Genomic DNA, 24,609 nt, shown 5'->3' on the forward strand with positions numbered 1-24,609 from the left:
CGTCCCCCCCTTTTTTAACCCACTTTAAAACTTGGGGGGGCCACTTCAACGGTACTCTAAGAGAATAATTGGCTTTTTACTGTTAAGTTGTTTGTAGTGATCGTAGGGAGTCTAATGATGCAATTTCTTTTATACTAAATCGGTATTTTCCTAGAATATTAATGTGTTCCCATTCTAATGGAGAAATATATTTCAATAATTCTTCATTAAGATGGGAATTACATAACTCAACTTTCGCACCTATAAAATAAGCGGGGAGATTTAGCTATATTGAATTTAGAGTCTATCAATTGTGTACTGTACAACTTGAGTAAAATGAAAAACACCTCGATCCTTGGTATAGTGAGATTACCTAGAAATCACTACCACAGAAGAGGTGCCTTAACTACAATAGCTCAAAATAACCAATATCATCAACTACCAAAAGAACTTAATTCTATTTTTTCCGAGCTTGAAATGAATATCCAGCTAAGGATGCAGTCTATCGCTTCTTATAAACGGTGCCAATGTTCAATTGGCTCCCTTTCCTGCTGCTGTTTAGTATGAATGCGATTAAAAAAGTAACTCGACTTACGAAAAAAACCGCTCCAAAGTTTTGATTGTGCTTATCATCGTAACCGCAGTAAAAAAGTTGAATTGCTAGCACACTATTTTGAAACCTTGATTAACTATTCCAACTTTGAAGTATTTCCTGTTTTTAATCAATGAGTAAGGGGCAAAATTCAAAGTATATGGTGGCACTATTTGTACTTCTTTCTGTAATCTCTACTCATCGAATAAATTTAGAGCTATCACTCATGCCTTCAGTTGAACACCCCGATGACTGAACTAAGATAAGTTATGGATGAAGCGCCCGTGCCATCGCATCAAAATAATTCTGACTGGCACGCTGACTCACTTCGGCTTCAGGCACAAGCACTTCAAAGCAATGGAAGCAGCCGGGGTAGAGATGAAATTCAACATCTACTCCTGCTTGTGCAAGTCGTGTTACATATTCAATAATTTCATCTCGGAATAAATCGAGTTGACCTACACATGTATAAGTTGGCGGTAGTCCTGCTAAGTTGTCTGCTCTCGAAGGTACGGCATAGGGATATGATTCGTTAGTATCGTTCTTCTTTCCCAAGTACATATTCCAAGCCGTTAAATTGTTTGATCTATTCCATGTTGCATTGTCTTCTATAATCTCATAGCTTGATGGTGTTATGTTGTGGCTATCAAGCATCGGGTACAGCGGCATCTGAAAAATAATAGATGGACCTCCTTTATCACGAGCCATTAACGCAAGTGCCGCTGTTAGTCCACCGCCTCCACTTGCACCGGCGATCGCAACTCTATTCACATCAATTCCAAGCGAGTCTGCCTCATTTGTCATCCAAACCAAGCATGCATAACAATCTTCAATAGCCGCTGGATAAGGATGTTCGGGCGCAAGTCGATAATCGACAGACACAACAACGCATTCAGCAGTCTGAACAAAGCGTTCACACAAAACATCGTCCATATCAGGGTGGCCCATTACGTATCCACCACCGTGAATCCACAGCATAGCTGGAAGTTTATCAAGATTTTTCTCAACGGGTTCGTAAATTTTAACTAACATATCGCCGGCTGCGCCAGGAATCATTCGCTTGGTCATGTGTACAAGCTCTGATTTTTCCAAATGTGGATTCGACAAGAGACTTCGACTCGCCTCCAAATCCCCCTCTAATTGAAAGCCTGGAAATTGTGAGAAAGCCTGTTTTAATTCTGGTAATACTCGACTGTCAATTTTCATATAAATTCCTCCAATTAAATAATGGAACTTGATGCAATCCTTATGGAATAATTAACGGAATAGATGTGTCTCCTGTTCTCCTTCAACTTCCCATTTGGCAATTTCCTCTCTTACACGAGGGGCAACTTCTGTTCCAAGCAATTCTATGGCACGCATGACTTGATCATGTGGCATGGTACTTAATGGTACATACATCATAAAGCGTGTAATCCCTACATGCTTACGAAGATGTATGATTTTTTCGGCGACTGTATCTGGATCACCAACATACAACGCCCCTTCAAAACTTCGTGCAGCATCAAAGCTGGAACGATCATAATAAGGCCACCCCCGCTCTTTACCAAGTTTATTCATGCCTGCCTGAGTGGAAGGGAAAAATGTATCTGCTGCCAATTCCGTATTCTCTCCAACAAATCCAATTGAATGAGATCCCACCTGAAGTTTTGATACATCATGACCAGCGTGAGCCGCCGCTTTCTTATATAGCTGTACAATTCGTGCAAAGTGCATTGGGCTACCACCAATAATCGCCAGCATAAGTGGTAATCCCAGAAAACCGGCACGGATAGCAGACTCCTGATTTCCACCGCTACCAACCCATATCGGTAAAGGATTTTGAACAGGTCTTGGATACACACCTAAATTATTAATTGCTGGTCGATGTCCGCCTTCCCAAGTCACTTTTTCGGACTGACGTATTTTGAGCAGTAGGTCCAAATGTTCTTCAAACAGTTCTTCATAGTCCTTCAAGTTATAGCCAAACAATGGAAAAGATTCGATAAAGGAACCACGACCCGCCATAATCTCTGCGCGTCCATTTGAAATGCCATCCAGTGTAGAAAAATCCTGAAAAACGCGCACAGGATCAGCTGAAGAAAGCACAGTTACTGCACTCGCGAGCCGTATCTTTTTCGTTTGTGGTGCCGCCGCTGATAGAACCATCGCTGGAGAGGATGCTGCATAATCCTTCCTATGGTGCTCACCAACACCAAACACATCAAGTCCTACTTGATCAGCAAGAACGATTTCTTCAACAACTTCACGCAATCGCTGTGCGTGACTTATCACTTCACCACTATGTACATCTGGTTTCGTTTCTACAAAAGACGTAATACCTATTTCCATTTGTTATCTCTCCTAGTCCAATTAGATTTTAAGTCAAAAAAATTAAGCATTTCCTTTATGGTAGTAACGTGTTTCTCATATTGGCTAACACACGTTTATTTCATGAAATCTTAACTCGTCTGGTCATAGCCCAAAAAAGAAGAGCGAAAGCACTGACAGAGGCTCCAAGTAAGGAAACCCCTCCCCAGCCAAAGTGTGCGTATATTTGAGTCGAAGCAATTGAACCACCAGCACTGCCGATAGAATAAAACACCATATATCCAGCAGTAAGTCGACTCCGTGCTTCTGTATGCAATGGAAGGATCATGGTTTGATTCGTGACATGTATTGCCTGTACGGCCAAATCAAGTAGAACTATCCCTATCACTAATGCGATTAACGACTGCTCTATATAACTGATGAACAACCATGAAATCAATAATAGAGCTAAAGCAATACCTGTCGTTCGTTGTCCGTAACCTTGATCGGCCAATTTCCCTGCCCGTGCCGCAGCTAAGGCTCCAGCCACACCTACAAGACCGAATGCGCCAATTGCACTATGAGATAGAGCAATTGGAGGTGTACTAAGTGGCAGTACTAGTGAAGTCCACAAAATGCTGAAATCAGCAAAAATCAGCATGGCTAGAACGGAGCGAACGCGTAACGTTCGTTCTTGAATAAACAAAGCAAGCACCGATCTAATCAACTGAGGGTAAGATAGCGATTTTACCTCGCGCTCAACATTGGGCAACATCTTTATAAACATAAAAACCATCAAAAGCATGAGCGCAGCAGAAAATAGATATACAGAACGCCATCCCGCAACATCTGTTAATATACCAGCAAAAGTACGTGCAAGAAGTATGCCAATAACAATCCCACTTGTTACAATGCCAACGACACGTCCTCTTTCTGTAGGGGAAGCGATGGTCGCTGCAAACGCCACGAGAGTCTGTGTCACAACTGCAAGCAGACCCACCAAAGCCATACCTGCGAAAAGTACCATGCTGGAGGAAGCAGTACCAACTATAACCAGAGCTGTTGTAGATAATAGCATCTGACCGACAATTAGACGTCGCTGGTTTAGCAAATCTCCAAGCGGTACGAGTAGCAGTAATCCCACTCCATAAAAAATTTGTGTAACGGTAATAACAATACCAATAATGGAATGGTTAATACTAAACTCATTAGATAGTTGATCAAGCAACGGCTGTGCAAAGTAAATATTGGCAACAGACATTCCACAGGCAGTCGCAAACAATAATGCCAAAGCGTGAGACATGGATGGCTGTTGATTCAAATTAGGTTTTGTTATGGAAGATTTATGACTTATCTTAGTGTAGAGTGGATCATCTTCTATATTTGTCTCTGTTCTGCACATACCTTAACCTCCAATCACATTAGATTTTCAATCATAACATACCGTTCAGTACAATATGATTACTGGTAAATATAACTTAGCCTTATTCATGATGTCAACGATTTTTTGCACTAAAATTAATATTGCATTAAATGAACGGAGCTTGATTTGACAGGAAGAATGGCTAATTATATAATAATTACATACTGTTTGGTAATAAAAACAACAATTGTAATTACCTACACACCTATCCTAAAACAATTAATAAAATCAAAGTTTGAGGAGGAGAATTCTTAATGGCAAGAACCCGTGAATTTGATGAGGATCAAGTTTTAGATGCAGCAATGCAGTTATTTTGGGAGAAGGGATATGAGGCTACCTCATTAAGTGATCTTACTTCTAGAATGGGCATTCAACGCCCTAGTATTTATTCGACTTTTGGAGATAAGAAAGAATTGTTTGAAGCCGCACTTCGCAGGTATACAATGTCTCGGGCCTCTGATATACGAAATAGGCTTCAAAGTCACTCCTCTGTAAAAGAGGCATTTTCTATTTTCTTTGCCGATGTCGTCAATGAAGAATACGCAGGGGATCTTAGTAAAGGTTGTTTTTGTATCAATACAATGGTTGAATTAGCACCTCATGATGAGAGATTTGAAATTTTGACCAGAGAACATCAAATGTACCTCGCCGTCATTTTTCAGGAGACGATCGAACGAGGAATCCAATCAGGTGAGCTGGAAGTCAACACAGATGCAAAGTCTTTGGCACAGGCACTGATTGTAGCGTTAATCGGTCTAACGGTTATGATGAAATCTCGCCCCCAACGTTCATTTGTCGACAATGTAATAGCAGCGACGCTCACATTACTTAAGTGACATGATTGTATATGAAAGTACGAAAACTATACCTTTATAGGGGTAGCGTCAAATCTCCATCAAATCAAAATCTCATACCACCTCCAGAACGAAAATTTTATGCATGTTGCTCGTATTTATTGTTTGGGGATAAATCGTTCTTTAAGCTTGATGGCGATTTCGTGCTATCCCTAAAACATCTGGACTTTAATAGCCAACTAAAAAATGCAAACAAAAAGACCTTTAATCAGTCGTTTTGTTTGCATTTCCTTTTTCTAAAACTACAGAAAAGATAAGTACTATAGTTAACACCATAATAAACCTTACTTCACTTCCATCACTTACAAAAAATGAATACAAAGTATAAATTAAAATTAATATTCCATAAATAACTTTGTGCAATGAACTCCCCCCTTTTTGCCGTATATATTTTAGTGTAAAAATTTAATTCAAGCCCTATATCAAAATGAAAATAAAAAGCACCTGTGATATACACAAAGTGCTTTTCTCTTGTCAATTTATCTATTTTCACTATATTTATCTATTTTCTTTTTATAACTCAAATTTCTTCGAATCGTACTTTTCTAGAGTTTGTTACAATTCATTTTGTTCATATGGAATATGTTTATCTGTCTGTACATCTTCAACATTTTCTCCACCTGTTAATAATCTCCTGTACTTAAAAGAGTGCCCTGTTAATACTGTTTAATCATTTTTTGTATTGCCCTCCTTTTGTTTGATTACTTGTATCATAAAACAAGTATCTGAAGTTAATATGTAGTTTATCTAGAGTGTATGTAAATTTAAAAAATCTCTAATAAAATGTTTATGTTGTAACGTTACCACCAAAACTAGTGCTTCAAACACCATGATTTGAAGAGACAGTAACCCATATTCTAGCTTGAATTCCCGCTACAGTTCTATATTGAGTAAAACTAGTTAATCCCTATAATATAAAAAGAGCACCACTTTTTGGATGCTCTTCGTTATAACTATATATTATTTAATTTCCTTCTTTTGTTGGTACCATTTTTCCTTCTTGAGAACCTGTGCCCTCTGTTCTTTCAACAGTTTTTGCATCTCCTTTAGGAGCTGCTGGCACTGCATCTTTAGGTACATCAAAGTTTTGTGAGAAAGATGTTGTTCCATCTGCACTCCGTGTAATTACTTGATTTGAACTATCTTCATTTGATTTTAAATTGTCCATTTTCGCATCATCTGCACCTACTGCACCCCCCGCTACCAATCCTGTACTTAAAAGTGCTCCTGCTAATAATGTTTTAATCATTTTTCATTACCTCCTTGTTTTGTTTGGAACTACATTTAGCATAAGACAAGAATCTATAGTTGATATGGACTGTATCTGGAGATTATGTAAAGAAAAATAGATGATCAGTTGTATATCCTAATGGGTGCTTAGGCAAGATTGAAACTTAATATGAGTTTGATAATTGAGTTTCCCTTCGTTTTTGGGTGTAAGGTTTTTGGCTGGGGTGAAGTGAGGAGCTAACCTTTTCTAATTTGAAACATTTACAAATAAATTTCTCAATATAGATATACTTGTTATTTATAGTTTCAATATTCAAAATTCAAAAAATAAAGTGTGATAAAAATATGATGATTATCCCTTATGTGTACTCCTTGTACTAAAGATAAGATTGAATTCTCCGATCTTATCTTTTTTGTTTGTAGAAATTTAATGCAAAAAAATAGAATCCTTGTAATAAGGATTCTGTAACAAGAAATGACAGATATATAGCAATAAAAAGAGTTACTTATATTATAATTTAAAATGCAACAACCACATTGATAAAATTCAAAACAAATTGAATATTACATATATGTTTCTCATGCAATTTTTGTTCAAAATCCCAATGTTATTTAAGACTTTCTCCACAATAACTGAATTAATTATCTTTAAACTGCAATTCTTCCGTAGAACCTTTCAGCGCTGTCGTAGATGAAGTTCCACCCGTAATCACTTGTGCTACTTCGTCAAAGTAACCTGTTCCGACTTCTCGTTGATGACGCATAGCAGAATAACCATGCTCTTCTGCTGCAAATTCGGCCTGTTGTAATTCAGAATACGCTGCCATACCACGTTCTTTATAGCCGCGTGCTAATTCGAACATACTGTGGTTTAACGAATGGAATCCTGCAAGTGTTACAAATTGGAGTTTGTAACCATATGATGCCATTTCTTTTTGAAAGTTTTCAATTGTTTTTTGATCTAATTTTTGTTTCCAATTAAACGACGGTGAACAGTTATATGCGAGTAACTTTCCTGGGTATCTCTTATGAATTGCTTCTGCAAAACGCTTCGCATCTTCTAAATTTGGTTCAGACGTTTCACACCAAATAAGATCTGCGTACGGTGCATATGCTAGGCCACGTGCAATTGCTTGATTGAGCCCCGCTTTTGTACGATAAAAACCTTCCGTTGTTCTTTCTCCTGTAATAAATTCTTGATCAATTGGATCAATGTCGCTCGTAATTAAATCTGCTGCATCTGTTCTTGCCACGATTACTGTCGGCACGCCCATAACATCCGCAGCTAAACGAGCAGAAATTAAATTACGTACCGCCGTTTGTGTCGGTAATAATACTTTTCCACCTAAATGTCCGCATTTCTTTTCTGAAGACAACTGATCTTCAAAATGTACACCTGCTGCACCTGCTTCAATCATTCCTTTCATTAATTCAAATACGTTTAATTGCCCACCAAAACCAGCTTCTGCATCTGCAACAATTGGTACGAAATAATCTATATCACTGCCACCTTCCATATGCTGAATTTGATCAGCACGTTGCAACGTTTGATTGATTCTTTTTACAACAGCGGGCACACTATTCACTGGATATAAACTTTGGTCTGGATACATATGTCCAGATAAATTGGCATCAGCAGCTACTTGCCAACCACTTACACAAATTGCTTTTAAACCTGCTTTCACTTGCTGCATTGCTTGATTTCCTGTTAATGCACCAAGCGCATTGATGTAGTCTTCTATATGAAGCAATTGCCAAAGTTTTTCTGCACCGTGGCGTGCTAGTGTATGTTCAATATCGATAGATCCTCGAAGACGAATAACATCTTCGGCACAATACGGGCGTTTTACCCCTTTCCAACGTTTATCTAACTCCCAATCTTCTTGTAATTGTTGAATTCTTTCGTTTTTCATTTCTTCCATCTCCTCGTATGTTATTTTTCAGTTATTCTTCCGAGTAACTATTGCACTAAATATTTTCTTGGCCGCCTGAGTATATTCCTGGATAATAAAGATAAGAATCAACGCTTTCTTTTATTTGTTCTTGGAAGAAAGATGCTAATATTTATTTTCCTGTTGAACAAATCCTATTTCTCTAGCTAATTTATCCAAGATATGTGATGACATATGTCGGGGGAATTTCTCAGTAAACAATTGTAGTTCATTTTTTCATTTTGGGGGAACAATGAGTTTCTTAACTTGATGGCAATGTGGCGGGACCACATGGCTATCAACCTAAAATTTTATAGTATCCCTAAAACGAGAAAATTGGCATCTCCAGATAAAAATATACATTTTTTGTTTTTGGGGTACTAGTTTCATTAGCTTGATGGGCATATTGGTGAAACCTCGAAATGGACATTTTGGTAGGCAATTCTTCTTCTCTTAAAATAACCTTAAATATATTATAGATTTAAGAATATTAGAAAAATAAATGGTATAATTTTCTAAAACATCCTGAATAAAGTTGATTTTAGAAAAGGAGTAGAGAGGAAATGTTTCAGAAGCTCAAATTTTATTTACTCAGTCTTGTAATTAGTTCAATGTTAGGTGGGATTATCATAGGTGCTAATTTCTTGGTCCATAACATCTACTATTTAGTTGTAGGTAAAGAATTTCATTTTAATATGTGGTCTTCCATTATTATATTTAGTATCGTATTTATTTCGGGTTTCTCGTATATGTTGAAAAAGGGTCCAGATATACTTGTTAATGATTAAACCAATAGTACTTATCGTAGGCGCTACCATGATCTGGTTCGCGTCTTGTTTGTTGTTAAGGAAAGAGAACAAAACAAAATTTCCTTAATCACAAGGCTTTAAAAGTAACCTATCCATAGTGATATTAAAGTTACTACTAACAAGGCAAGAAGAAATGTGATATTTCGAATCCACTTTTGTATATCATCAAAATACCGTTCTATAAATGCAACGTTGATATAAAACATGAGAAATACAACAAAGAAGGTAAAGTTACCAAATTTATCATTCAATTTTTCATTAGTAAATGTGCTTACATGAAGGAATAGTAAAGCAAAAGTTACTAAGAATAACTCAAATAGCCTTTTTTTGCTCACGCCACCACCACCCTACAGTAATTTCCTTTCGTTTTATTTTATCTGAACGTAGTGTGTAGCAGACTATGAATATTATACTTATGTAAAAAAAGGCTAACAATTCAAGATTGTTAGCCTTAATCGCGCCTTTTAAAAGAATAACTCAATACAACAAATGACTGATTCTTCAACTTGCAATATATTCTCCTTTAATTACAAAAAACGAACCTCGAATTGTTCCAGCAAGTTTAGACTTCTGTCTAGCAAACTTAAACTTCTCTACTAACTCCGTTGGTATCTCCATTCCCTCAGAAAGCTTAAATCCAACGGCCCGCTTCTTTGGGTTATCCAACGTATACATGACGTTGACTGCAAGACCATCCTCATAGAAGACATAGGCAAATTTAATATTTTCCACTTGAAAACACGATGTTTCTAAAGGTTTTACCGCAAACTCAATATCACGTTCTTCTTTCAAGATGCTGTTCACATAATCAAGAGTCTCCCCGCTTTCACTAGCTGGTACAACCGTAAATTCATGCTTGTATTTATTCATAAAGTAACGTGCTTCATGGGCACGTAAACCAGCAAGTGCTTCTGCTACAGGTGAAGACTCCATGCCAGCTGTAGTTACGTTTTTAAAATCAACTATATTGGACAATTCCATCTCTCCTTTTAACACTTTACTTCCTAACAACTGGAATCCATATTTCACCAAATACTAAGCCGTTTCGCTGCCCCATCTCAACTGTTGTATTTGGCCCACCAACATAGGAAAAATCTTTTACTTCTGCTAATGCTTGACCAAATGCAATACCAGTAAGCTTATTACTTAGCTCCTCAGCTGTATTGCCTTCCCCTTTAACTACTAGGTATTCTCCCCCCGGAAACTGGATAACTCTAGATTCTTCTTGTATCGTTGCCTCTGTCATGACACCAGCGTAATACATCATCTTGTTATTCACCGCTTCACTCACAGAAAAAATGTAATCATTTGTAGCTAAAGCTTTTAAAGTGTCCAACCTTCCATCTTGTTCGACGGCCAGCCAAAAGTCTGCCTTTTCCTTGTTTATGCCCGCAAAGTCTGTATAGTGGCTCTTAAGTTCAGTTCCAATACCTAACACGATAAAGCTATCTTTTTCTTCTATTGTATAATTTTTCATATTTAAAACCTTCCTCACTTTTAAATTAATCAAACGATTTATCTTTTCACTTGATGAGTTTATAATATCTTTAAATCATGTCAAAAAATGATACTGTTTAGGAGACCAACATGAAAAAAGTTGAACGGATTAATACGATCATGCGCTATATTAACAACCGCTCCCACTTTACAATTTCTGAAATCATACGAGAATTTAACATCTCACGATCGACAGCAATTAGAGACATTAGAGAGATTGAAGCCATGGGGATGCCGCTCGTCGCTGAAGTTGGAAGGGATGGGGGATATTTTGTCATGCATAACTCTATTCTGCCCGTTGTTCGCTTTACTGATAATGAGGTCAAAGCTCTTTTTATTGCCTTTATGGCCACAAGAAATCAACAACTTCCCTATCTAAAGAGTCGTCAGTCTTTAGCCGAAAAACTACTAGGACTCATCTCAGAAATCCAGCAAGATGACCTTGTTCTTTTAAATCAAATCTTGCTTTTTGAAGGGACTAACCCCCATAATCCCGACCTACTTGAGCTTTCTGACCTCCCCCATCCTATGTTAGAAAAACTCATCCAAATCCTTCTTTTGGATAGCCATTTATTGATTACCGTAAAAGAAGAGGAGGAAATCAAGTCTTATCCAATTTATCTACTACACCTTTATCAAGAAAAAAGCCATTGGATAATTGAAGGCTTTGGCATAAAAGAAGAAAAAAAGAAGATGTTTCTTGTCGATCATCTCATTAATGTCGAACCCTATACGACGAAAAAGAGATTAAGTAAGAAAAAGATTTTAGAAAAACTAAGTAAGAAGGACGAAGCACTCAACCTTGTACTTGAACTTGGTCCAAAAGCGATTGCCCAGTTCAAAAAATACCATCCCTTAAAAATTTCTATTTCCTATACAAATCCTTACCAATCCACAGCCATTCTAAAAACTTTTATCAATGTTAACAATCCCGATGAATTAACAGAAATAACAAATTGGCTACTTTTCCTAGGTAAAGATATCAAAATTAGGGAAGTTCCTGAAGAAGTGTTAGAAGGTTTAAAAGAGAGATTATGTTTATACTGCCCATAAGCAGTGGCCAGTTAAACCCAAAATAATATTGAGTTTGACTAGATGCCAGTTACCTCTATTTAAATACCTAGTAAAAACATTTTATTCGCTACCGCTACTTTAAACGCTCTTCTAAGAATAACGCCAACACAAAAAAAGACATGAACTAATCTTTGTTCATGTCTTTTTATATTAGAGTTTAACCCTCATAAAACAGCTTGTTTAAAATTCGAATATGGACTTATCTTATCCATAATCTCTTTCATTCTTTTTTCATATCCCACTATTTTAGCACTTGAACTAACAATAGCGAATTAGAATAATGACTTAATACTTGCTAGGACAGTAAGTATACCTACAACAATAACAAATACATTGCTCATTTTCCCTTTGTATTTAGCTAGTACTGGTACTTTACTAATCGCATACATCGGTAATAGACATAAGATAGCAGCAACTAATGGACCGCTCAGAGAATCAATAATTCCAAGAATACTTGGATTTGTATAAGCGACAAACCAGCATGTTAATACAACAAAAGTAAGAATCATTGTCTTAATTGTTTTTTCTTCAATAACTTTTCCACGTGTTTTACCGAACTTCATAATCACGTCACGCATTACCTCAAATGCTCCTATATAATGGCCAAGGAAAGACTTTGTAATAGCCACAAAAGCAATGATTGGAGCTGCAATAGTGATTACAGGCGAATTAAGCTCATTAGCAAGATATGAAAGGATTGATAAGTTTTGCTCTTTTGCCATTTTTAAATCCTCTGGAGTCAAACTCAGTGTACTACTCCAAACGAAGAACATAACTACAACGAATGTCATGATATAACAAACTTTTTGTATTTGTGCACATTTAGCATCAGTAGCTTCTATTCCATACGTAGCCTTCTGTTTCACAACAAATGATGAAATCATAGGTGAATGATTAAATGAGAATACGATGATTGGTAAAATCATTAATATCGTTCCAAAATATCCTGTTCCTGTTGAAGCAGTAGAAACACTTGAAAAGCTAAGCATTGACGTATTCCACTGTGGAATTAAAGATATTGCGATGAAAAGTAGAGAAGCTATGAAAGGATATACGAGCATACTCATGATTTTCACAGTAATATCTTGACCAAAATTTAGTATAGCAATAAGGCCGAGCACTAATACAAGAGATAAAATGGCCCTTGGAGGCTCCGGCATGTGCAATTGATGCACGATAAAACTACTTGCGGTATTTGTAAGCGCAACCGAATACATCAATACGATTGTATAAATTGAGCCGAAATATACGATGTTAAAAATGATACTTGCCTTATTTCCGAAATACTCTCTTATTGTGCCTGTAATCCCCTCATCAGCAGAATTAGAAGTGTAAATCATTTTAGCAAGTGCCCTATGTGAGTAATACATAACTGGATATGCAAGCAATGTAATTAGTAGTAATGATAATAAACCACCTGAACCTGCATTAATCGGTAAAAAGAGCACCCCTGCTCCAATTGCTGTTCCAAAAAGGCTCAATGCCCAGGTAGTATCTTGTTTATGCCACTTTTTAGGATCTAGATATTTCTCATTTTTCACTGCAGTATTTTCAGCTTGAAATTCTATTTTTTTTGCAGTATTCCCATTCATATAATAAATCCCCCTTGTATCCTATTTTTACGTCTCTTTTTAGGCTTAAGAATATAGACCATTCTTAAAAAATGAACCGCTTACTTGATGCACCATATTGTAAACGATTCCACCTAAAGCTGTCTCTCTTAATGTGCGAGGCATTTATCCTCCAACCCTATACTTACCCATTGATGATATTGTTTACACCAGCTAATACGATATCCGCTGCTGCTAAACTATTTTGAAGAAATCCCCCTTCTGGTCACACACCTTTCTGTAATTAATCGTTTCAGTCTGTCCAATTTTAAAATGTTTGATATTTTCTTCGTAGGTAATCGGTTACCTCTCGACGCCCTCATTATAACGTTTATATTTGCGAGTCTAATATTTTTTTATTTTTAGAAAGACAGAATAAACAGAATTATGAATAGATAATAAATTACAATTGGTATGTAGCAATTGTGTCTATTTTTTGAAGCTGTATTAGTTAATAGAAAAATAAACATAATACAGAGTTCCTTTCGTTAACACATTGATTATATTAGGAACTCGTTATAAAGATACTTATATTTCCCTTTGCCTTCACATCTTATCTTTGACATGAAGCTGTTGTAATAAATAATACACATTGATGTAAAGGAATAAATTTAGAAAACATAAAATTATTCTCATGAATTTTTATTACATATAACGAATTAATATTCATTTTTCAGAAAAGAAGAACTTTTCCAAAGGAGCCTACGCACCTTATATAATGGTTATCATGTTGAGCCTGTTAAAAGAATTACACCATAAGTTTCCATTTACTATATGTAATATTTATTAAGTGTAGTTTTTTCTAAATATGCATAATTACATATTTAGAAAAAGAGAGTATACTTTCGAATTGTGTAGTAAAGATATAGCCCACCTACGGAAATAGGTGGGCTTTTCATGTATAAAAATTGCATTTATTATATGGCAATTAGAATTGAGGTCAAAATATTATCTCTTCCCTTTTAACTCTCTCAGTCTGCTTTTTCTCAACGTCTGAGCCTACTTACGTACCAACTGCATAACCAGTAAGAATACTAACAATTATAGCAATAACTAAGATTAATGTGATTTAAATCCATTTTCCCATATATATATTATTCCAGAAGGTTTAGTTGTCATTGTGCACCGAACTGGTGGTGTTACCCTAACTGACGTTTAAATGCTTTGCCGGCGAAGAAGTAAGCGATAACCATAATGCCCACACACCAAGCAAGTGCAATCCAAATATCGTTGCCAACAGTCCCTTCATATAAGAGGGCACGAATCGCATTCACGATTGAAGTCACAGGCTGGTTTTCAGCGAACGCACGAACAATTTTTGGCATAGTTTCGGTAGGAACAAAGGCCGAACTAATAAAGGGCAGAAAAATTAGTGGATACGAGTAGGCTGTCGCCCCTTCCATAGACTTCGCTGTCAACCCAGGAATGATAGCCAACCATGTCAGCGCCAGCGTAAACATCCCGAGTATTCCAGCTACCGCGAGCCAATCCAGAATATTAGCACTGGAACGGAAGCCCATTAAGAGCGCAACAAGAATAACCACCACGATAGTAAGCACATTAGCAACAAGTGATGTTAATACGTGAGCCCATAATACCGACGAACGCTTGATAGGCATAGTAATGAAACGTGCCATCAGCCCGCTCTTTACATCCGTAAACAACCGTACGGAAGTGTAAGCGACACCGGATGCGATAGCCATCAGCAAGATTCCCGGCAATAAATAATTGACGTAGTTATCCGTTCCTGTCTTTATGGCGCCGCCAAATACGTAGACAAACAACAGCATCATCATAATCGGCGTAATCGCTACCGTAATAATTGTATCCGGACTGCGCATAATGTTGCGCATTAAACGCCCTAATAATACCCCTGTTTTGCTCTTCATTTACATCTCCTCCTTTTTGCCAATGATCGCAAGGAAAATTTCTTCCAATGTCGGCTGCTTCTCGATATACTCCACTTTTGTTGGCGGGAACATCTCTTTAAGTTCTGTAAGAGTACCAGTCGTAATAATTTTTCCGCCATGCAAGATAGCGATACGGTCCGCCAGTTGTTCGGCTTCCTCGAGATACTGGGTCGTGAGCAAGATGGTTGTGCCGCCGCCGGCAAGTTCCTTGACGGTATCCCACACTTCAATCCGCGCTTCGGGGTCAAGCCCTGTCGTCGGTTCATCGAGAAAAATGACTGCTGGCGTCCCAATCAAACTCATCGCGATATCAAGCCGGCGCTTCATCCCACCTGAGTACTGGTCTGCCCTCTGGTTGGCTGCATCAGTCAGGCTGAATCTTGCAAGCAAATTATCAGCGACTTGAGCAGGACTAGAAACTCCACGCAAATTGGCAATCATTATCAAGTTTTCTCTCCCCGTGAGCATACCGTCTAAAGCTGCAAACTGCCCTGTCAGACTGATACTTTGACGAACATGATCCGGTTGACGCTGAACGTCAAAACCACAAATACCTACTTCGCCGCCATCTTGCTTCATCAGCGTCGAGAGGATATTGACTATCGTCGTCTTGCCCGCTCCATTTGAGCCCAGCAGTGCGAAAATTTCGCCACGCTGCACTTCAAAATCTACCCCTTTTAACACTTCCTTATCTTTAAAGGATTTTTTTAATCCTTTTACAGAAATCGCTGTATTGGTCATGCTTTTTTCCTCCTAAAAAAATGTTTTGTAAAGATAGACTGCCTACACCCTCTATTTAGTATTACTGATAATCTGTATTACTTAGTACTGATTTAAAAATATAACTGAATAGCAGTGGCGTCAATTCACATTTGTAACCAGCTAATCAGTCGGTATTACCTGTTGCATTTATTTTTTTCTCAATTGCTTCATGATACTTTCATTCAAATCTTCACGATACTTGGAAACATAAGTTTTAGCGTTTGCCACTAGTTCGTCAGCAAAGGATGCCACGTCCTCCCCAGTGATTTCTAGCACTTGTCTGCCTTCCTCCGCACCGGCTTCAAACAAATCGATTAGTTCATACTGTATGTGTAGCATATCCATCCCGTTACCAGCTGAGAAATTCCACATGTAGTTTTGAATTTTCTTAAACACAAACTGATAGTCCTCTGGCAGAGCTCCAACACGTGCCATCATCATTTTGTACTCTTTTTTATCACCAATTAATTTTTTGAACATTTCCAACATATTATTTTTCCTCCTTTTTTATAAAGCAGAACAAGAAACTCCCAAAATATCGGCCGAATATTTAATCTTATGAGGCTAGTTTGACTTCAAGACGTTAATTTTTGATGATACAAAATCCCATTTTCTCCAAAACAATTCAAGTTCCTGACGGCCATCCTCATTTAGTGAATAAAACTTGCGAGGCGGCCCCATGTCTGACGGTTTCTTTTCAATATTCACAAGTTTTTTCTTCTCTAATCGCACAAGGATGGTATAGACCGTTCCTTCCACGACTTCAGTAAACCCAAGCTCATTCAGGTGGCGGGTAATCTCATAGCCATAAGTTTCACGGCGGCTAATGATTTCCAGAACACATCCTTCCAGCGAACCTTTCAGCATTTCAGTTAAATTTTCCATATTCTGATCCTCCTTTACCCCCTATTCTGTCTGACTTATATTCAGTATCACAGAGTACTAAGGCTAATTTTTACTGAATAGCTTTTGAGAAACCTCACTATTCAGTATTACTTATTACAACTACATTGTATGACTAAGTAGATGTAATGTCAACTCGATTTTTAAATTTTTTCTTAAATCCGCTTTTGCCTATTGGATACTGAATATATTTTTAAAAACTACGCTATTCAGTATTACTCATTACCACTACATTGTATGACTATGTAGATAGAATGTCAACTCGATTTTTAAATTTTTTCTTAAATCCGCTACTATCTATTGGATACTGCCTATTTTCTTCTTAAGAAATCTCACCACATACCTATCCAGCTAAGAAAAGGAAATACCCAAAACAAAAATTCCGCATTTTTATTTTGGGCGTTATAATATTCCGAAGTTAATGAATGTGGATAGCTCTCCTTATTAAAAGGACGGATCTTTTTTTTGTTCTTCTACTAATGCACCTGTGCATTTAATACATGAGCTTGCGAATACATACAAATTCTTTATAAAGTCAACTCTACATATAGGACATCCTTTTTGTTACGATAACATCATATTCATGTCTTCTGCTGCGGTTGTAATTAGTTTTAAACCGAATGTCTCTTGTAATACATCAAGCACACCAGGTGAAATAAATTCAGGCGCCTTTGGACCAATGCGAATATCTTGAATTCCAAGACTAAATAGCCCAAGTAAAATAGCAACCGCTTTTTGTTCAAACCATGATAAGACAATACTTACTGGCAATTCATTCACTTCACATTGGAAAGCATCTGCTAAAGCGGCCGCTATTTTCACTGTAGAAATTGAATTATTGCATTGTCCTAAATCAATGTAACGCGGAATCTCCGTACCAGGTACAACACCATAACTCACATCATTAAAACGGAATTTCCCGCAAGAAGTTGTTAAAATAACCGTTTCTGGCGGAAGCGACGTTGCTAATTCACGATAATATTCTCCGCCTTTTCCCGGAGCATCACAACCTGCGATGACAAAGAAACGCTTAATCTTTCCTTCTTTTACTGCATTAATAATTTCCGGAGCTAATGATAATACTGTATTATGATGAAACCCTGTTACTAACTGCTCATCCGACTCCATATGTACTTCTGGAAGTTCAAGCGCTTTTTGAATCAATGGTGCAAAATCATCATTTTCAATTTTTTGTACACCCTCTAAACCTGCAATATCATATGAAAAGAATCGATCAGAGTATGATCCTTTAATTGGCATAACACAGTTCGTTGTAGCTAATATGGCACCTGTAAATTTTTCGAAAAGGCGTCGTTGATCATACCATGCCTTACCGATGTTTCCTTTTAAATGTTTATATTTTTTCAGTTGTGGATATCCGTGTGCTGGTAGCATTTCAGAATGCGTATAAATATTAATTTCTTTTCCTTCTGTTTGCTTTAATAACTCTTCTAATGCAAATAAATTATGACCAGTAACTACAATTGCCTTACCTTCTACATGGTTCTGCGTAATTTGAACAGGCTCCGGAACACCAAAGTGATTCGTATGTGCCTCATCTAATAACTCCATTACTCGTAAAGCCGATTTCCCTACTTTCATAGCCATATCAATATGTTCTTGTTCATTAAAGTTAGAATTTGTTAATGTCATATATAGCGCTTCTTGAGTTGTAGCATCTACAAATGCATCTGTATACCCTAGCTGAGCAGCATGAGTACGATAAGCAGCAATTCCTTTTAATCCAAACACAATCGTATCTTGTAAACTTGCAATTGTTTCATTCTTACCACAAACACCCATCACTTTACATCCGCCTGTTGGCGTTTGTTCACATTGATAACAAAACATATCATCCCACCCTCTCCCAATCATTCCTTACAAATCAAGCATAATACCCATTAGGAAAAAAGGATGTGATATGAATCACAATAATATATATAAATTTGTGGCAGTTCATATTGTTGACATAATATTTTTATTGGCGCTAAAAAACGGACACCTTTGTTAATGCTTTCAAATAGCTAGATGATTGATTTAGAGAACTATTAGCAACTAATAAGCATACAAAAACGCTATTCTTTCTATCATTCAACAGAAAGAATAGCGTTTTTTCATTTTGAAGAACTATCAATTTTTTGATTAAAGATTTTATGGGAAATCGCTTTATTTACATTACATTTACACTACCTTAACATTTTTTACATTATTTATATGATATATTTATATAGAACTACTTAAGAAATTTCATGTACATTGTTATCTTTATAATCTCTTAACTGATTGATAAGAGATTATGTTACATTTTCATACCAGGGGTGAATTAGGATGACTGAAACTTTAAAGACACTTATAATGCTTGATGTTACTTACGTTGTTATAGCAATTATGACGGTACTGGTATTTGTATACTTGGAATTAAAATCTCAGTAACTTATGCAGGCATAATTGATAGCTTCGCATTTAAATATAGTTAGAAGAAAGCGAGGAGAAAATTATTTCTCCTCGCTTTTATATTCCCACAGTTTCTTATTTCAACAAATCCAATGTATGTAAAAGTAATCCTCTGTCCCCTACTTCTCCATGACCAGGCACTACTAAGTTCATATTTCCATATCGGTTCAACACATTCTCAATCGATGTGGACCATTCATTTACATATGCATCAGCAACATTCCCTAAATCTTTAGCTTCCGCAGATTTCACTAAACAGCCTCCAGCTAAAATGTTGTATTGCGGTAACCATACGACAATATTATCTTCTGTATGCCCTTTCCCTGGATAGAACGTTTCTACTTTTATATTTCCAAACTTCATATTCGTAATTGTTTGTAAGTCTCCAAGTGGCTCTTCATATCCATTTTTCTTTGCTAGTTCCGCAGTTAATGCTGTACTATGCGCTTTAATGCCTCTTTCTTTCAACGTTTTAATTCCGCCAATTCGATCAGCATGCGCATGTGTAATAATAACATCCGTTACGCGCTTCTTAAATTTCTTTTCTACCATCTCTATTAGTTCCTTCGTTAACTTATCATCCCAAGAAGAATCGACAAGCACTAACCCTTTAGAAGTGTTAAGAACTAGACCGTTCGAAGGAACTGCTACTCCATTAAAATAACCTAACTCAGTATGAACCCATACATTTTTGTTTAACTGAGAAATTGAAATAGTTCCTGTCTCATTCTTTATTACTTTTTGCTCTAGCTTTTGTTCCGCTTTCACAGAAGAAATTGTGCTAACAAATTGAATTGTTACTAGTAAACTAACACATACCCCTACTTTTAATAATATATTCTTTTTCATTTTCTCCACCCTTTCTTTCAAACTAAATAGTTATTTCCTATATTAGACAATTCGTCTCAAATGTTTGTTCCATCTTTTTTTACATATTTTTCATACCGTTAATAAAAAGCGCACAAAATTTTGTGCGCTTTTTAACCTTCCTTTTACCATTCACGTTTTTTATTAATCATCATTTTTTCTTCAAACGCCTTCTCTAAATCAATTTCTAACTTGTTTGCTAAATCACATACATTCCAAATTACATCAAACATTTCTAAACCAATCTCTCTTTTCGAATCTTGTATTTTATCACGCTTTAATATAACTTCCGCTAATTCACCTAATTCCGCCATCGCATACATCGTACGCTCTTCAATTGTTGTATCTTGAAATCCTTTTTCTTTACTGAAACTCGATACATATTGCTGGAATTCCGAAATATTCATATGTAATCTCCCTTCATCGTAAATATCTCATTTTTAATAAACTTAAAATCAAAAATGTATTTTGTTAAATTATAACATTCATACTATAATTTATTTATAGCCCTTTAACGGAGGTGTTCTCAATGACTCTCTTCGCTTCGCCATCATTATTCATACTAGCCATCATTTCATTTGCACTAGCTTATTTCATCGGAGTAAAACAATACACTTGGCTCTTATCAGGTTTCAATGAACGCCGTGTGTCAGATAAATTTAAGTTATCAAAGATAGTTGGTCTTTATAATTTAACCGCTGGTGTTATCGCCACAATTGGTAGTGTCTTCACTACCCCTAATGCAAAAATCGTATTTCCTATCATTATAATTGGCCACGTTATAATAGCTGCTTATGTAAATACACGTATGGTGCAGTGAAAAAAGATCACCCAAATGGATGATCTTTTTTATAATTTATCAACATATTGCTTCGCTTCTAGTAAGGAAAACCCAAAAGCCTCTCTTACTCTCTTAACTGCCGTAACTGTTTTTCCTTCTTCCATAAGCTGCCGCAACTCTTTATTAATTTCGGGTTCTCTATCTATCATTCCCATTTCTTTCGTAATTAGCTGTAATCTATCTTCCATCCGCTTTAAACGCGCATCCGTTTTCTTTTCGATTTTATTTAATTTTTCAACGATATAAATAAACCCAAAGACCGCTATCGGTATGATCATCCAAAATTCCATGACTATTCCTCCTCACTAGCTTTCATATGTTTTATTTAAGTAACTTATGTAAATTTTACCACGGGACACATTTAATGTATAATAGTAATATACAACACTGTTGAAAAAGTGAAACTTTAATCAGTGGGGGTTTTACTGCCCGTTAATGCGGGATAAAACCTTTTATTTTAGGGGGACACTTTATGAAAAGATTTTTTAAGACGTTACTACAATTTGTAGTTCTTTCAATTGCACTACATTTGTTATTTGATATAGTTGGTTGGCTTGTTTTCAATGCACCAATTAAAAACAAACAAATCTTTATTTCCTTTATAACAGCCTCATGGCTTATGTACATGTACAGAGATAAATTTTTTAAAGCATTTACTTCGAATTAACTTAAACTATGAAAACACTTCATCGATAAAAGATGAAGTGTTTTCCTTTTCTCTCTATTTACTACTGTATAATAAATTTAATATTCTGTTTTTAAAAGAAAGGAGTCACTATGAACTTAAAAAGTAACAATATATATGAGAAAATGAACCAATATTCTGTTTCAGGGTTAAGCTTTGCCATTATACGTGACGGTAAACTTGATGAAGCTACTGCTTTCGGAACACTTGAATCTGGAACAACTAGAACTGTCACTACGGATTCCATATTCAATTCTTGTTCTATTAGCAAATTCATCACTTCAATGCTCGTACTAACGTTATCAGATCAAGGAATCGTACATTTAGATGAAGACGTAAATGATAGACTCACATCTTGGAACATCCCTACCAATCTATTTACTTCACAGAAAAAAGTCACGCTGCGAAACTTATTAAGTCACCAATCTGGGATGATTGATCCTCCTAATAGTTTTGAACATTATACACTTGTACAAGGTCTACCTAAAATGGATGAGGTCCTTGCCGGTAAAACACTATATTGCCCCGTACCTATAGAGGTAACTTATAAACCAGAAAGCGAATTTCACTACTCTGACACAAACTTTTGTATTATCGAACTACTACTTGAAAATATAACTGGAAAACCATTCAACCTTTTACTTGAAGAATATATCTTTCAACCACTTCAACTGAAGAATAGTACGGTATTCCCTACTGAAGATATAAATAAATTAGATACATTTGCTTGTGGACATAATAAAGATGGCGCCATTACAAATGAGAAGTATCCATTTTATCCATTCGCAGCTGCTTCAGGCATTTGGACAACACCAACTGACTTATCAACTTTAATTATTGAAATCATTCAGTCCTTACAGGGAAATAGCAAACTGGAACTTTCTCAAAAAACAGTACAAGATATGATTTCTCCTCAAGGATGCACCAAATGGACTGGGTTAGGTGTTTTTCTAGAGTATTCTAATGAAGACTTACAAATTCATTCACTTGGCTGGGGTGTTGGATTTCAATGTATGATGGTATGTAATCCACACCGAGGTAATGGCGCTGTTATTATGACGAACTCGGATTTAGGTGTTCATCAAAAGGATGGGATTATTGGTGAGATTTTAAAAATGTTATCCTTATAATTAACGAAATAAAACAAAGAAAGAAGCTGATTCTCCCAGCTTCTTTCTTTATATAACATTTTTCACCACAATTTTAATATGTTCTGGTGCGATAATTTCCGTTATACTTTCTTGGAAATCTTCATGCAGCAGTTCTTCAATATGCTCTAACTGCACTTCGACATGTGTGCATTCTAAATTATGTATGTTTAATAGTGCATAATGATCTTTCTTCTTAATTACTAAATATTGATTTTCTTCTGTTATGAGTACAGAACCTAATCGTATCCCTAGTAGACGTTGATCATCAAACTTCACAATTTTTTCCCCTTTCCAACTGCGAATGTAATTACTATACAAAAAACCTAATTTAAGGAAAATAATCTTATATAGACTATATCATAATTTACTAAAATATAAATATCATATTTTCTTTCAATAGAAATCCCCGTTTTTTTATATATTTCGATACAAAAAACTTTCTCAACAAAAAATTATAATTTTCAGTTTTTTATTTCATGAAAATCTATTATACTAAAGCTAATAAACGTTTGAAATGTTTGACCTCTCCTAATTCATGTACATATGGATGATCAGTAGCTGTTGCTACTGATCTATTTTTTGATTTCAGAAAGCAAATACACCGCATCCTTTCCTACACCACAAATAAGCGCAGAACCCCTTTGAGATTGCCACGGCAGCCCAATATAATACAATCCTCTTACTGGACTCATTCCCTTTGTATGATTAGGAAATCCATTCATATTCACTGCCTTTTCTATTTCAATCCATTTATAATCTTGAACAAAACCAGTTGACCATATAATACTTTGTGCACTATACGTGCCACCATTCTGAAACATAATATTATTTCCTGATGCACTTACCACTTTTCCCTGTAGTTTTATTGCTCCACTACGAATAAGTTCCTTACCTTCAAAACCAAAAATGGGATCCTTTCGCTTCTGAAACCACCTTCCTCTCTTTGTATGTATTTCGGCATACAATAAACCCATTTTTTCTAACCAATTAAAAATGCTTTTTCTAAAAAGATATAACGGTAAAAAGGTTAACGGATGACTTATAGCCATTGTAACTTCATGAGTTTTTGCAAGTTCTACTGCTATTTGCATGCCTGAATTCCCACCACCTACTACAAGTACTTTTCCCTTTGGAATTTGTAATGGTGATTTATATTGTGATGAATGTATTTGAAAAATATGTGATGAAAGATGTTGTGAAAATGAGGGGATGAATGGTTGCTGAAAACTACCTGATGCGATAATAACTTTTTTCGATTGTAAAATTTCTGTAGGAGTGTGTAATTCAAATATTTCTTTCTCTTTTCTTATTTTTAAAACTTGAGTCTGTAATTGTACCGGCAATTGAAAATACCTTGCATATTCTTCTAAATAAATTGCAATTTCATCTTTACATGGAAATCCACTCCCTTCTCCTTTTAATATCATACCTGGTAAACTACTATATTCCCTTGGTGTGAAGAGCTGCAAAGAATCATAGCGGTCTCTCCAAGAATCGCCAATTCGGTTTCCCGCCTCAAGTAATAAGAAACTATATCCTTCCTGCTTCAAGTAGTATCCCATTGTTAATCCAGCTTGACCAGCTCCAACGATAATTATATCTTTCATTCCAATTCCTCCTTCTCACAAACACATGAATACATGTTCATTTGTTCATACGTTTCCATAATCATAACATTTTATTTTTTTATAATTCAATATCTATCCAAAATAAAAAAGAGCAGTTCACTATAAAGTAAACTCCCCTTA

The 24,609-nt window shown here is 36.1% G+C and carries 25 protein-coding genes and 2 pseudogenes; 6 read left to right on the forward strand and 21 right to left on the reverse strand.

Annotated elements, in window-relative coordinates; translation table 11 throughout:
* Window positions 1-838 precede the first annotated feature (838 nt).
* The 3 genes from MR066_RS16755 to MR066_RS16765 all read right to left on the reverse strand — a co-directional run bounded on the left by MR066_RS16755 (window position 839) and on the right by MR066_RS16765 (window position 4,262).
* Window positions 839-1,777 (reverse strand): alpha/beta hydrolase, encoded by a 939-nt coding sequence (locus MR066_RS16755; protein WP_215586664.1) that lies wholly within the window; start codon window positions 1,775-1,777, stop codon window positions 839-841.
* A gap of 51 nt (window positions 1,778-1,828) precedes the next feature.
* On the reverse strand, window positions 1,829-2,902 hold the full coding sequence (locus MR066_RS16760; protein WP_215586665.1) for an LLM class flavin-dependent oxidoreductase: 1,074 nt from the start codon (window positions 2,900-2,902) through the stop codon (window positions 1,829-1,831).
* 100 nt (window positions 2,903-3,002) lie between these two features.
* Entirely contained in the window at window positions 3,003-4,262 is a 1,260-nt protein-coding gene (locus MR066_RS16765) for an MFS transporter (protein WP_242247800.1), read from the reverse strand.
* A 275-nt stretch (window positions 4,263-4,537) separates the two neighbouring features.
* On the opposite strand from MR066_RS16765, the gene MR066_RS16770 reads away from it, so the two are divergent.
* Window positions 4,538-5,119, forward strand: coding sequence for a TetR/AcrR family transcriptional regulator (locus tag MR066_RS16770; RefSeq protein ID WP_000124675.1), 582 nt, complete (start codon window positions 4,538-4,540; stop codon window positions 5,117-5,119).
* A gap of 222 nt (window positions 5,120-5,341) precedes the next feature.
* Here the strand turns inward: MR066_RS16770 and MR066_RS16775 are convergent, their stop codons facing one another.
* From MR066_RS16775 to aceA, 4 genes and pseudogenes are all read right to left on the reverse strand, one after another.
* A complete protein-coding gene (locus tag MR066_RS16775; protein ID WP_002087303.1) occupies window positions 5,342-5,500 on the reverse strand; it encodes a hypothetical protein in 159 nt (52 codons plus the stop codon).
* Window positions 5,501-5,616: 116 nt separating this feature from the next.
* Window positions 5,617-5,858, reverse strand: a pseudogene (locus tag MR066_RS27305) (hypothetical protein).
* 249 nt (window positions 5,859-6,107) lie between these two features.
* Window positions 6,108-6,386, reverse strand: a pseudogene (locus MR066_RS16780) (hypothetical protein); the annotation flags it as partial.
* A gap of 619 nt (window positions 6,387-7,005) precedes the next feature.
* Entirely contained in the window at window positions 7,006-8,280 is a 1,275-nt protein-coding gene (gene aceA / locus MR066_RS16785; RefSeq protein ID WP_242247801.1) for an isocitrate lyase, read from the reverse strand.
* A 581-nt stretch (window positions 8,281-8,861) separates the two neighbouring features.
* On the opposite strand from aceA, the gene MR066_RS16790 reads away from it, so the two are divergent.
* Window positions 8,862-9,086 (forward strand): hypothetical protein, encoded by a 225-nt coding sequence (locus MR066_RS16790; protein ID WP_002190252.1) that lies wholly within the window; start codon window positions 8,862-8,864, stop codon window positions 9,084-9,086.
* Between the two features lie 98 nt (window positions 9,087-9,184).
* Here the strand turns inward: MR066_RS16790 and MR066_RS16795 are convergent, their stop codons facing one another.
* From MR066_RS16795 to MR066_RS16805, 3 genes are all read right to left on the reverse strand, one after another.
* Window positions 9,185-9,442 (reverse strand): DUF3963 domain-containing protein, encoded by a 258-nt coding sequence (locus MR066_RS16795; RefSeq protein WP_002128363.1) that lies wholly within the window; start codon window positions 9,440-9,442, stop codon window positions 9,185-9,187.
* A 166-nt stretch (window positions 9,443-9,608) separates the two neighbouring features.
* On the reverse strand, window positions 9,609-10,118 hold the full coding sequence (locus MR066_RS16800; protein ID WP_242248035.1) for a phage tail protein: 510 nt from the start codon (window positions 10,116-10,118) through the stop codon (window positions 9,609-9,611).
* Window positions 10,105-10,584 (reverse strand): GyrI-like domain-containing protein, encoded by a 480-nt coding sequence (locus tag MR066_RS16805; protein ID WP_242247803.1) that lies wholly within the window; start codon window positions 10,582-10,584, stop codon window positions 10,105-10,107. The genes MR066_RS16800 and MR066_RS16805 overlap by 14 nt, the downstream gene beginning before the upstream one ends.
* 110 nt (window positions 10,585-10,694) lie before the next feature.
* On the opposite strand from MR066_RS16805, the gene MR066_RS16810 reads away from it, so the two are divergent.
* Window positions 10,695-11,657: a helix-turn-helix transcriptional regulator gene (locus MR066_RS16810; RefSeq protein WP_242247805.1), complete on the forward strand. Its 963-nt coding sequence runs from the start codon at window positions 10,695-10,697 to the stop codon at window positions 11,655-11,657.
* A gap of 293 nt (window positions 11,658-11,950) precedes the next feature.
* On the opposite strand, the gene MR066_RS16815 is transcribed toward MR066_RS16810, so the two are convergent.
* The 8 genes from MR066_RS16815 to MR066_RS16850 all read right to left on the reverse strand — a co-directional run bounded on the left by MR066_RS16815 (window position 11,951) and on the right by MR066_RS16850 (window position 20,591).
* The gene (locus MR066_RS16815; protein WP_016100936.1) at window positions 11,951-13,270 is read right to left on the reverse strand and encodes an aromatic amino acid transport family protein; all 1,320 of its coding nucleotides are present in this window, start codon (window positions 13,268-13,270) and stop codon (window positions 11,951-11,953) included.
* A 1,157-nt stretch (window positions 13,271-14,427) separates the two neighbouring features.
* Window positions 14,428-15,177 (reverse strand): ABC transporter permease, encoded by a 750-nt coding sequence (locus MR066_RS16820; RefSeq protein WP_002014105.1) that lies wholly within the window; start codon window positions 15,175-15,177, stop codon window positions 14,428-14,430.
* Complete coding sequence (locus tag MR066_RS16825; RefSeq protein ID WP_016100935.1) at window positions 15,178-15,939, reverse strand: ABC transporter ATP-binding protein; 762 nt, start codon at window positions 15,937-15,939, stop codon at window positions 15,178-15,180.
* Window positions 15,940-16,107: 168 nt separating this feature from the next.
* A complete protein-coding gene (locus tag MR066_RS16830) occupies window positions 16,108-16,449 on the reverse strand; it encodes a DUF1048 domain-containing protein (protein ID WP_242247806.1) in 342 nt (113 codons plus the stop codon).
* 75 nt (window positions 16,450-16,524) lie between these two features.
* Window positions 16,525-16,845, reverse strand: coding sequence for a PadR family transcriptional regulator (locus MR066_RS16835; RefSeq protein WP_002128372.1), 321 nt, complete (start codon window positions 16,843-16,845; stop codon window positions 16,525-16,527).
* Between the two features lie 582 nt (window positions 16,846-17,427).
* A complete protein-coding gene (gene hcp / locus MR066_RS16840) occupies window positions 17,428-18,714 on the reverse strand; it encodes a hydroxylamine reductase (protein WP_002137545.1) in 1,287 nt (428 codons plus the stop codon).
* A 678-nt stretch (window positions 18,715-19,392) separates the two neighbouring features.
* Window positions 19,393-20,166 carry a BcII family subclass B1 metallo-beta-lactamase gene (gene bla2, locus MR066_RS16845; protein ID WP_242247810.1) on the reverse strand — a complete coding sequence of 258 codons (774 nt, stop codon included), beginning with the start codon at window positions 20,164-20,166 and terminating at the stop codon, window positions 19,393-19,395.
* Window positions 20,167-20,309: 143 nt separating this feature from the next.
* On the reverse strand, window positions 20,310-20,591 hold the full coding sequence (locus tag MR066_RS16850) for a MazG nucleotide pyrophosphohydrolase domain-containing protein (protein WP_012261329.1): 282 nt from the start codon (window positions 20,589-20,591) through the stop codon (window positions 20,310-20,312).
* A 122-nt stretch (window positions 20,592-20,713) separates the two neighbouring features.
* Here MR066_RS16850 and MR066_RS16855 point away from each other — a divergent pair, with 122 nt between their 5' ends.
* Window positions 20,714-21,004: a DUF3784 domain-containing protein gene (locus tag MR066_RS16855; RefSeq protein ID WP_016100932.1), complete on the forward strand. Its 291-nt coding sequence runs from the start codon at window positions 20,714-20,716 to the stop codon at window positions 21,002-21,004.
* A 29-nt stretch (window positions 21,005-21,033) separates the two neighbouring features.
* Here MR066_RS16855 and MR066_RS16860 read toward each other — a convergent pair whose 3' ends face one another.
* On the reverse strand, window positions 21,034-21,315 hold the full coding sequence (locus MR066_RS16860) for a hypothetical protein (protein ID WP_242247812.1): 282 nt from the start codon (window positions 21,313-21,315) through the stop codon (window positions 21,034-21,036).
* A 182-nt stretch (window positions 21,316-21,497) separates the two neighbouring features.
* Here MR066_RS16860 and MR066_RS16865 point away from each other — a divergent pair, with 182 nt between their 5' ends.
* Together MR066_RS16865 and MR066_RS16870 are read left to right on the forward strand one after the other, a co-directional pair.
* Window positions 21,498-21,692, forward strand: coding sequence for a hypothetical protein (locus MR066_RS16865; RefSeq protein ID WP_002087600.1), 195 nt, complete (start codon window positions 21,498-21,500; stop codon window positions 21,690-21,692).
* A 110-nt stretch (window positions 21,693-21,802) separates the two neighbouring features.
* Window positions 21,803-22,840 carry a serine hydrolase domain-containing protein gene (locus MR066_RS16870; RefSeq protein ID WP_242247814.1) on the forward strand — a complete coding sequence of 346 codons (1,038 nt, stop codon included), beginning with the start codon at window positions 21,803-21,805 and terminating at the stop codon, window positions 22,838-22,840.
* A 48-nt stretch (window positions 22,841-22,888) separates the two neighbouring features.
* On the opposite strand, the gene MR066_RS16875 is transcribed toward MR066_RS16870, so the two are convergent.
* Together MR066_RS16875 and MR066_RS16880 are read right to left on the reverse strand one after the other, a co-directional pair.
* Window positions 22,889-23,137 carry a hypothetical protein gene (locus MR066_RS16875; RefSeq protein WP_002087603.1) on the reverse strand — a complete coding sequence of 83 codons (249 nt, stop codon included), beginning with the start codon at window positions 23,135-23,137 and terminating at the stop codon, window positions 22,889-22,891.
* A gap of 296 nt (window positions 23,138-23,433) precedes the next feature.
* Window positions 23,434-24,468: a flavin-containing monooxygenase gene (locus MR066_RS16880; protein ID WP_242247816.1), complete on the reverse strand. Its 1,035-nt coding sequence runs from the start codon at window positions 24,466-24,468 to the stop codon at window positions 23,434-23,436.
* Between the last annotated feature and the right edge of the window lie 141 nt (window positions 24,469-24,609).

The sequence above is a fragment of the Bacillus cereus group sp. BfR-BA-01523 genome (assembly GCF_022662615.1).
Taxonomy (GTDB): Bacteria; Bacillota; Bacilli; order Bacillales; family Bacillaceae_G; genus Bacillus_A; species Bacillus_A mycoides.

What these genes read in the sequence shown, in the direction of transcription:
- MR066_RS16820 (WP_002014105.1), bottom strand. Translation starts at nt 15,177, where the DNA reads ATGAAGAGCAAAACAGGGGTATTATTAGGGCGTTTAATGCGCAACATT.
- MR066_RS16765 (WP_242247800.1), bottom strand. Translation starts at nt 4,262, where the DNA reads ATGTGCAGAACAGAGACAAATATAGAAGATGATCCACTCTACACTAAG.
- MR066_RS16855 (WP_016100932.1), top strand. Translation starts at nt 20,714, where the DNA reads ATGACTCTCTTCGCTTCGCCATCATTATTCATACTAGCCATCATTTCA.
- MR066_RS16825 (WP_016100935.1), bottom strand. Translation starts at nt 15,939, where the DNA reads ATGACCAATACAGCGATTTCTGTAAAAGGATTAAAAAAATCCTTTAAA.
- MR066_RS16815 (WP_016100936.1), bottom strand. Translation starts at nt 13,270, where the DNA reads ATGAATGGGAATACTGCAAAAAAAATAGAATTTCAAGCTGAAAATACT.
- MR066_RS16835 (WP_002128372.1), bottom strand. Translation starts at nt 16,845, where the DNA reads ATGGAAAATTTAACTGAAATGCTGAAAGGTTCGCTGGAAGGATGTGTT.
- bla2 (WP_242247810.1), bottom strand. Translation starts at nt 20,166, where the DNA reads ATGAAAAAGAATATATTATTAAAAGTAGGGGTATGTGTTAGTTTACTA.
- MR066_RS16805 (WP_242247803.1), bottom strand. Translation starts at nt 10,584, where the DNA reads ATGAAAAATTATACAATAGAAGAAAAAGATAGCTTTATCGTGTTAGGT.
- MR066_RS16865 (WP_002087600.1), top strand. Translation starts at nt 21,498, where the DNA reads ATGAAAAGATTTTTTAAGACGTTACTACAATTTGTAGTTCTTTCAATT.
- MR066_RS16760 (WP_215586665.1), bottom strand. Translation starts at nt 2,902, where the DNA reads ATGGAAATAGGTATTACGTCTTTTGTAGAAACGAAACCAGATGTACAT.
- hcp (WP_002137545.1), bottom strand. Translation starts at nt 18,714, where the DNA reads ATGTTTTGTTATCAATGTGAACAAACGCCAACAGGCGGATGTAAAGTG.
- MR066_RS16850 (WP_012261329.1), bottom strand. Translation starts at nt 20,591, where the DNA reads ATGAATATTTCGGAATTCCAGCAATATGTATCGAGTTTCAGTAAAGAA.
- MR066_RS16810 (WP_242247805.1), top strand. Translation starts at nt 10,695, where the DNA reads ATGAAAAAAGTTGAACGGATTAATACGATCATGCGCTATATTAACAAC.
- aceA (WP_242247801.1), bottom strand. Translation starts at nt 8,280, where the DNA reads ATGAAAAACGAAAGAATTCAACAATTACAAGAAGATTGGGAGTTAGAT.
- MR066_RS16755 (WP_215586664.1), bottom strand. Translation starts at nt 1,777, where the DNA reads ATGAAAATTGACAGTCGAGTATTACCAGAATTAAAACAGGCTTTCTCA.
- MR066_RS16830 (WP_242247806.1), bottom strand. Translation starts at nt 16,449, where the DNA reads ATGTTGGAAATGTTCAAAAAATTAATTGGTGATAAAAAAGAGTACAAA.
- MR066_RS16770 (WP_000124675.1), top strand. Translation starts at nt 4,538, where the DNA reads ATGGCAAGAACCCGTGAATTTGATGAGGATCAAGTTTTAGATGCAGCA.
- MR066_RS16790 (WP_002190252.1), top strand. Translation starts at nt 8,862, where the DNA reads ATGTTTCAGAAGCTCAAATTTTATTTACTCAGTCTTGTAATTAGTTCA.
- MR066_RS16880 (WP_242247816.1), bottom strand. Translation starts at nt 24,468, where the DNA reads ATGAAAGATATAATTATCGTTGGAGCTGGTCAAGCTGGATTAACAATG.
- MR066_RS16870 (WP_242247814.1), top strand. Translation starts at nt 21,803, where the DNA reads ATGAACTTAAAAAGTAACAATATATATGAGAAAATGAACCAATATTCT.
- MR066_RS16860 (WP_242247812.1), bottom strand. Translation starts at nt 21,315, where the DNA reads ATGGAATTTTGGATGATCATACCGATAGCGGTCTTTGGGTTTATTTAT.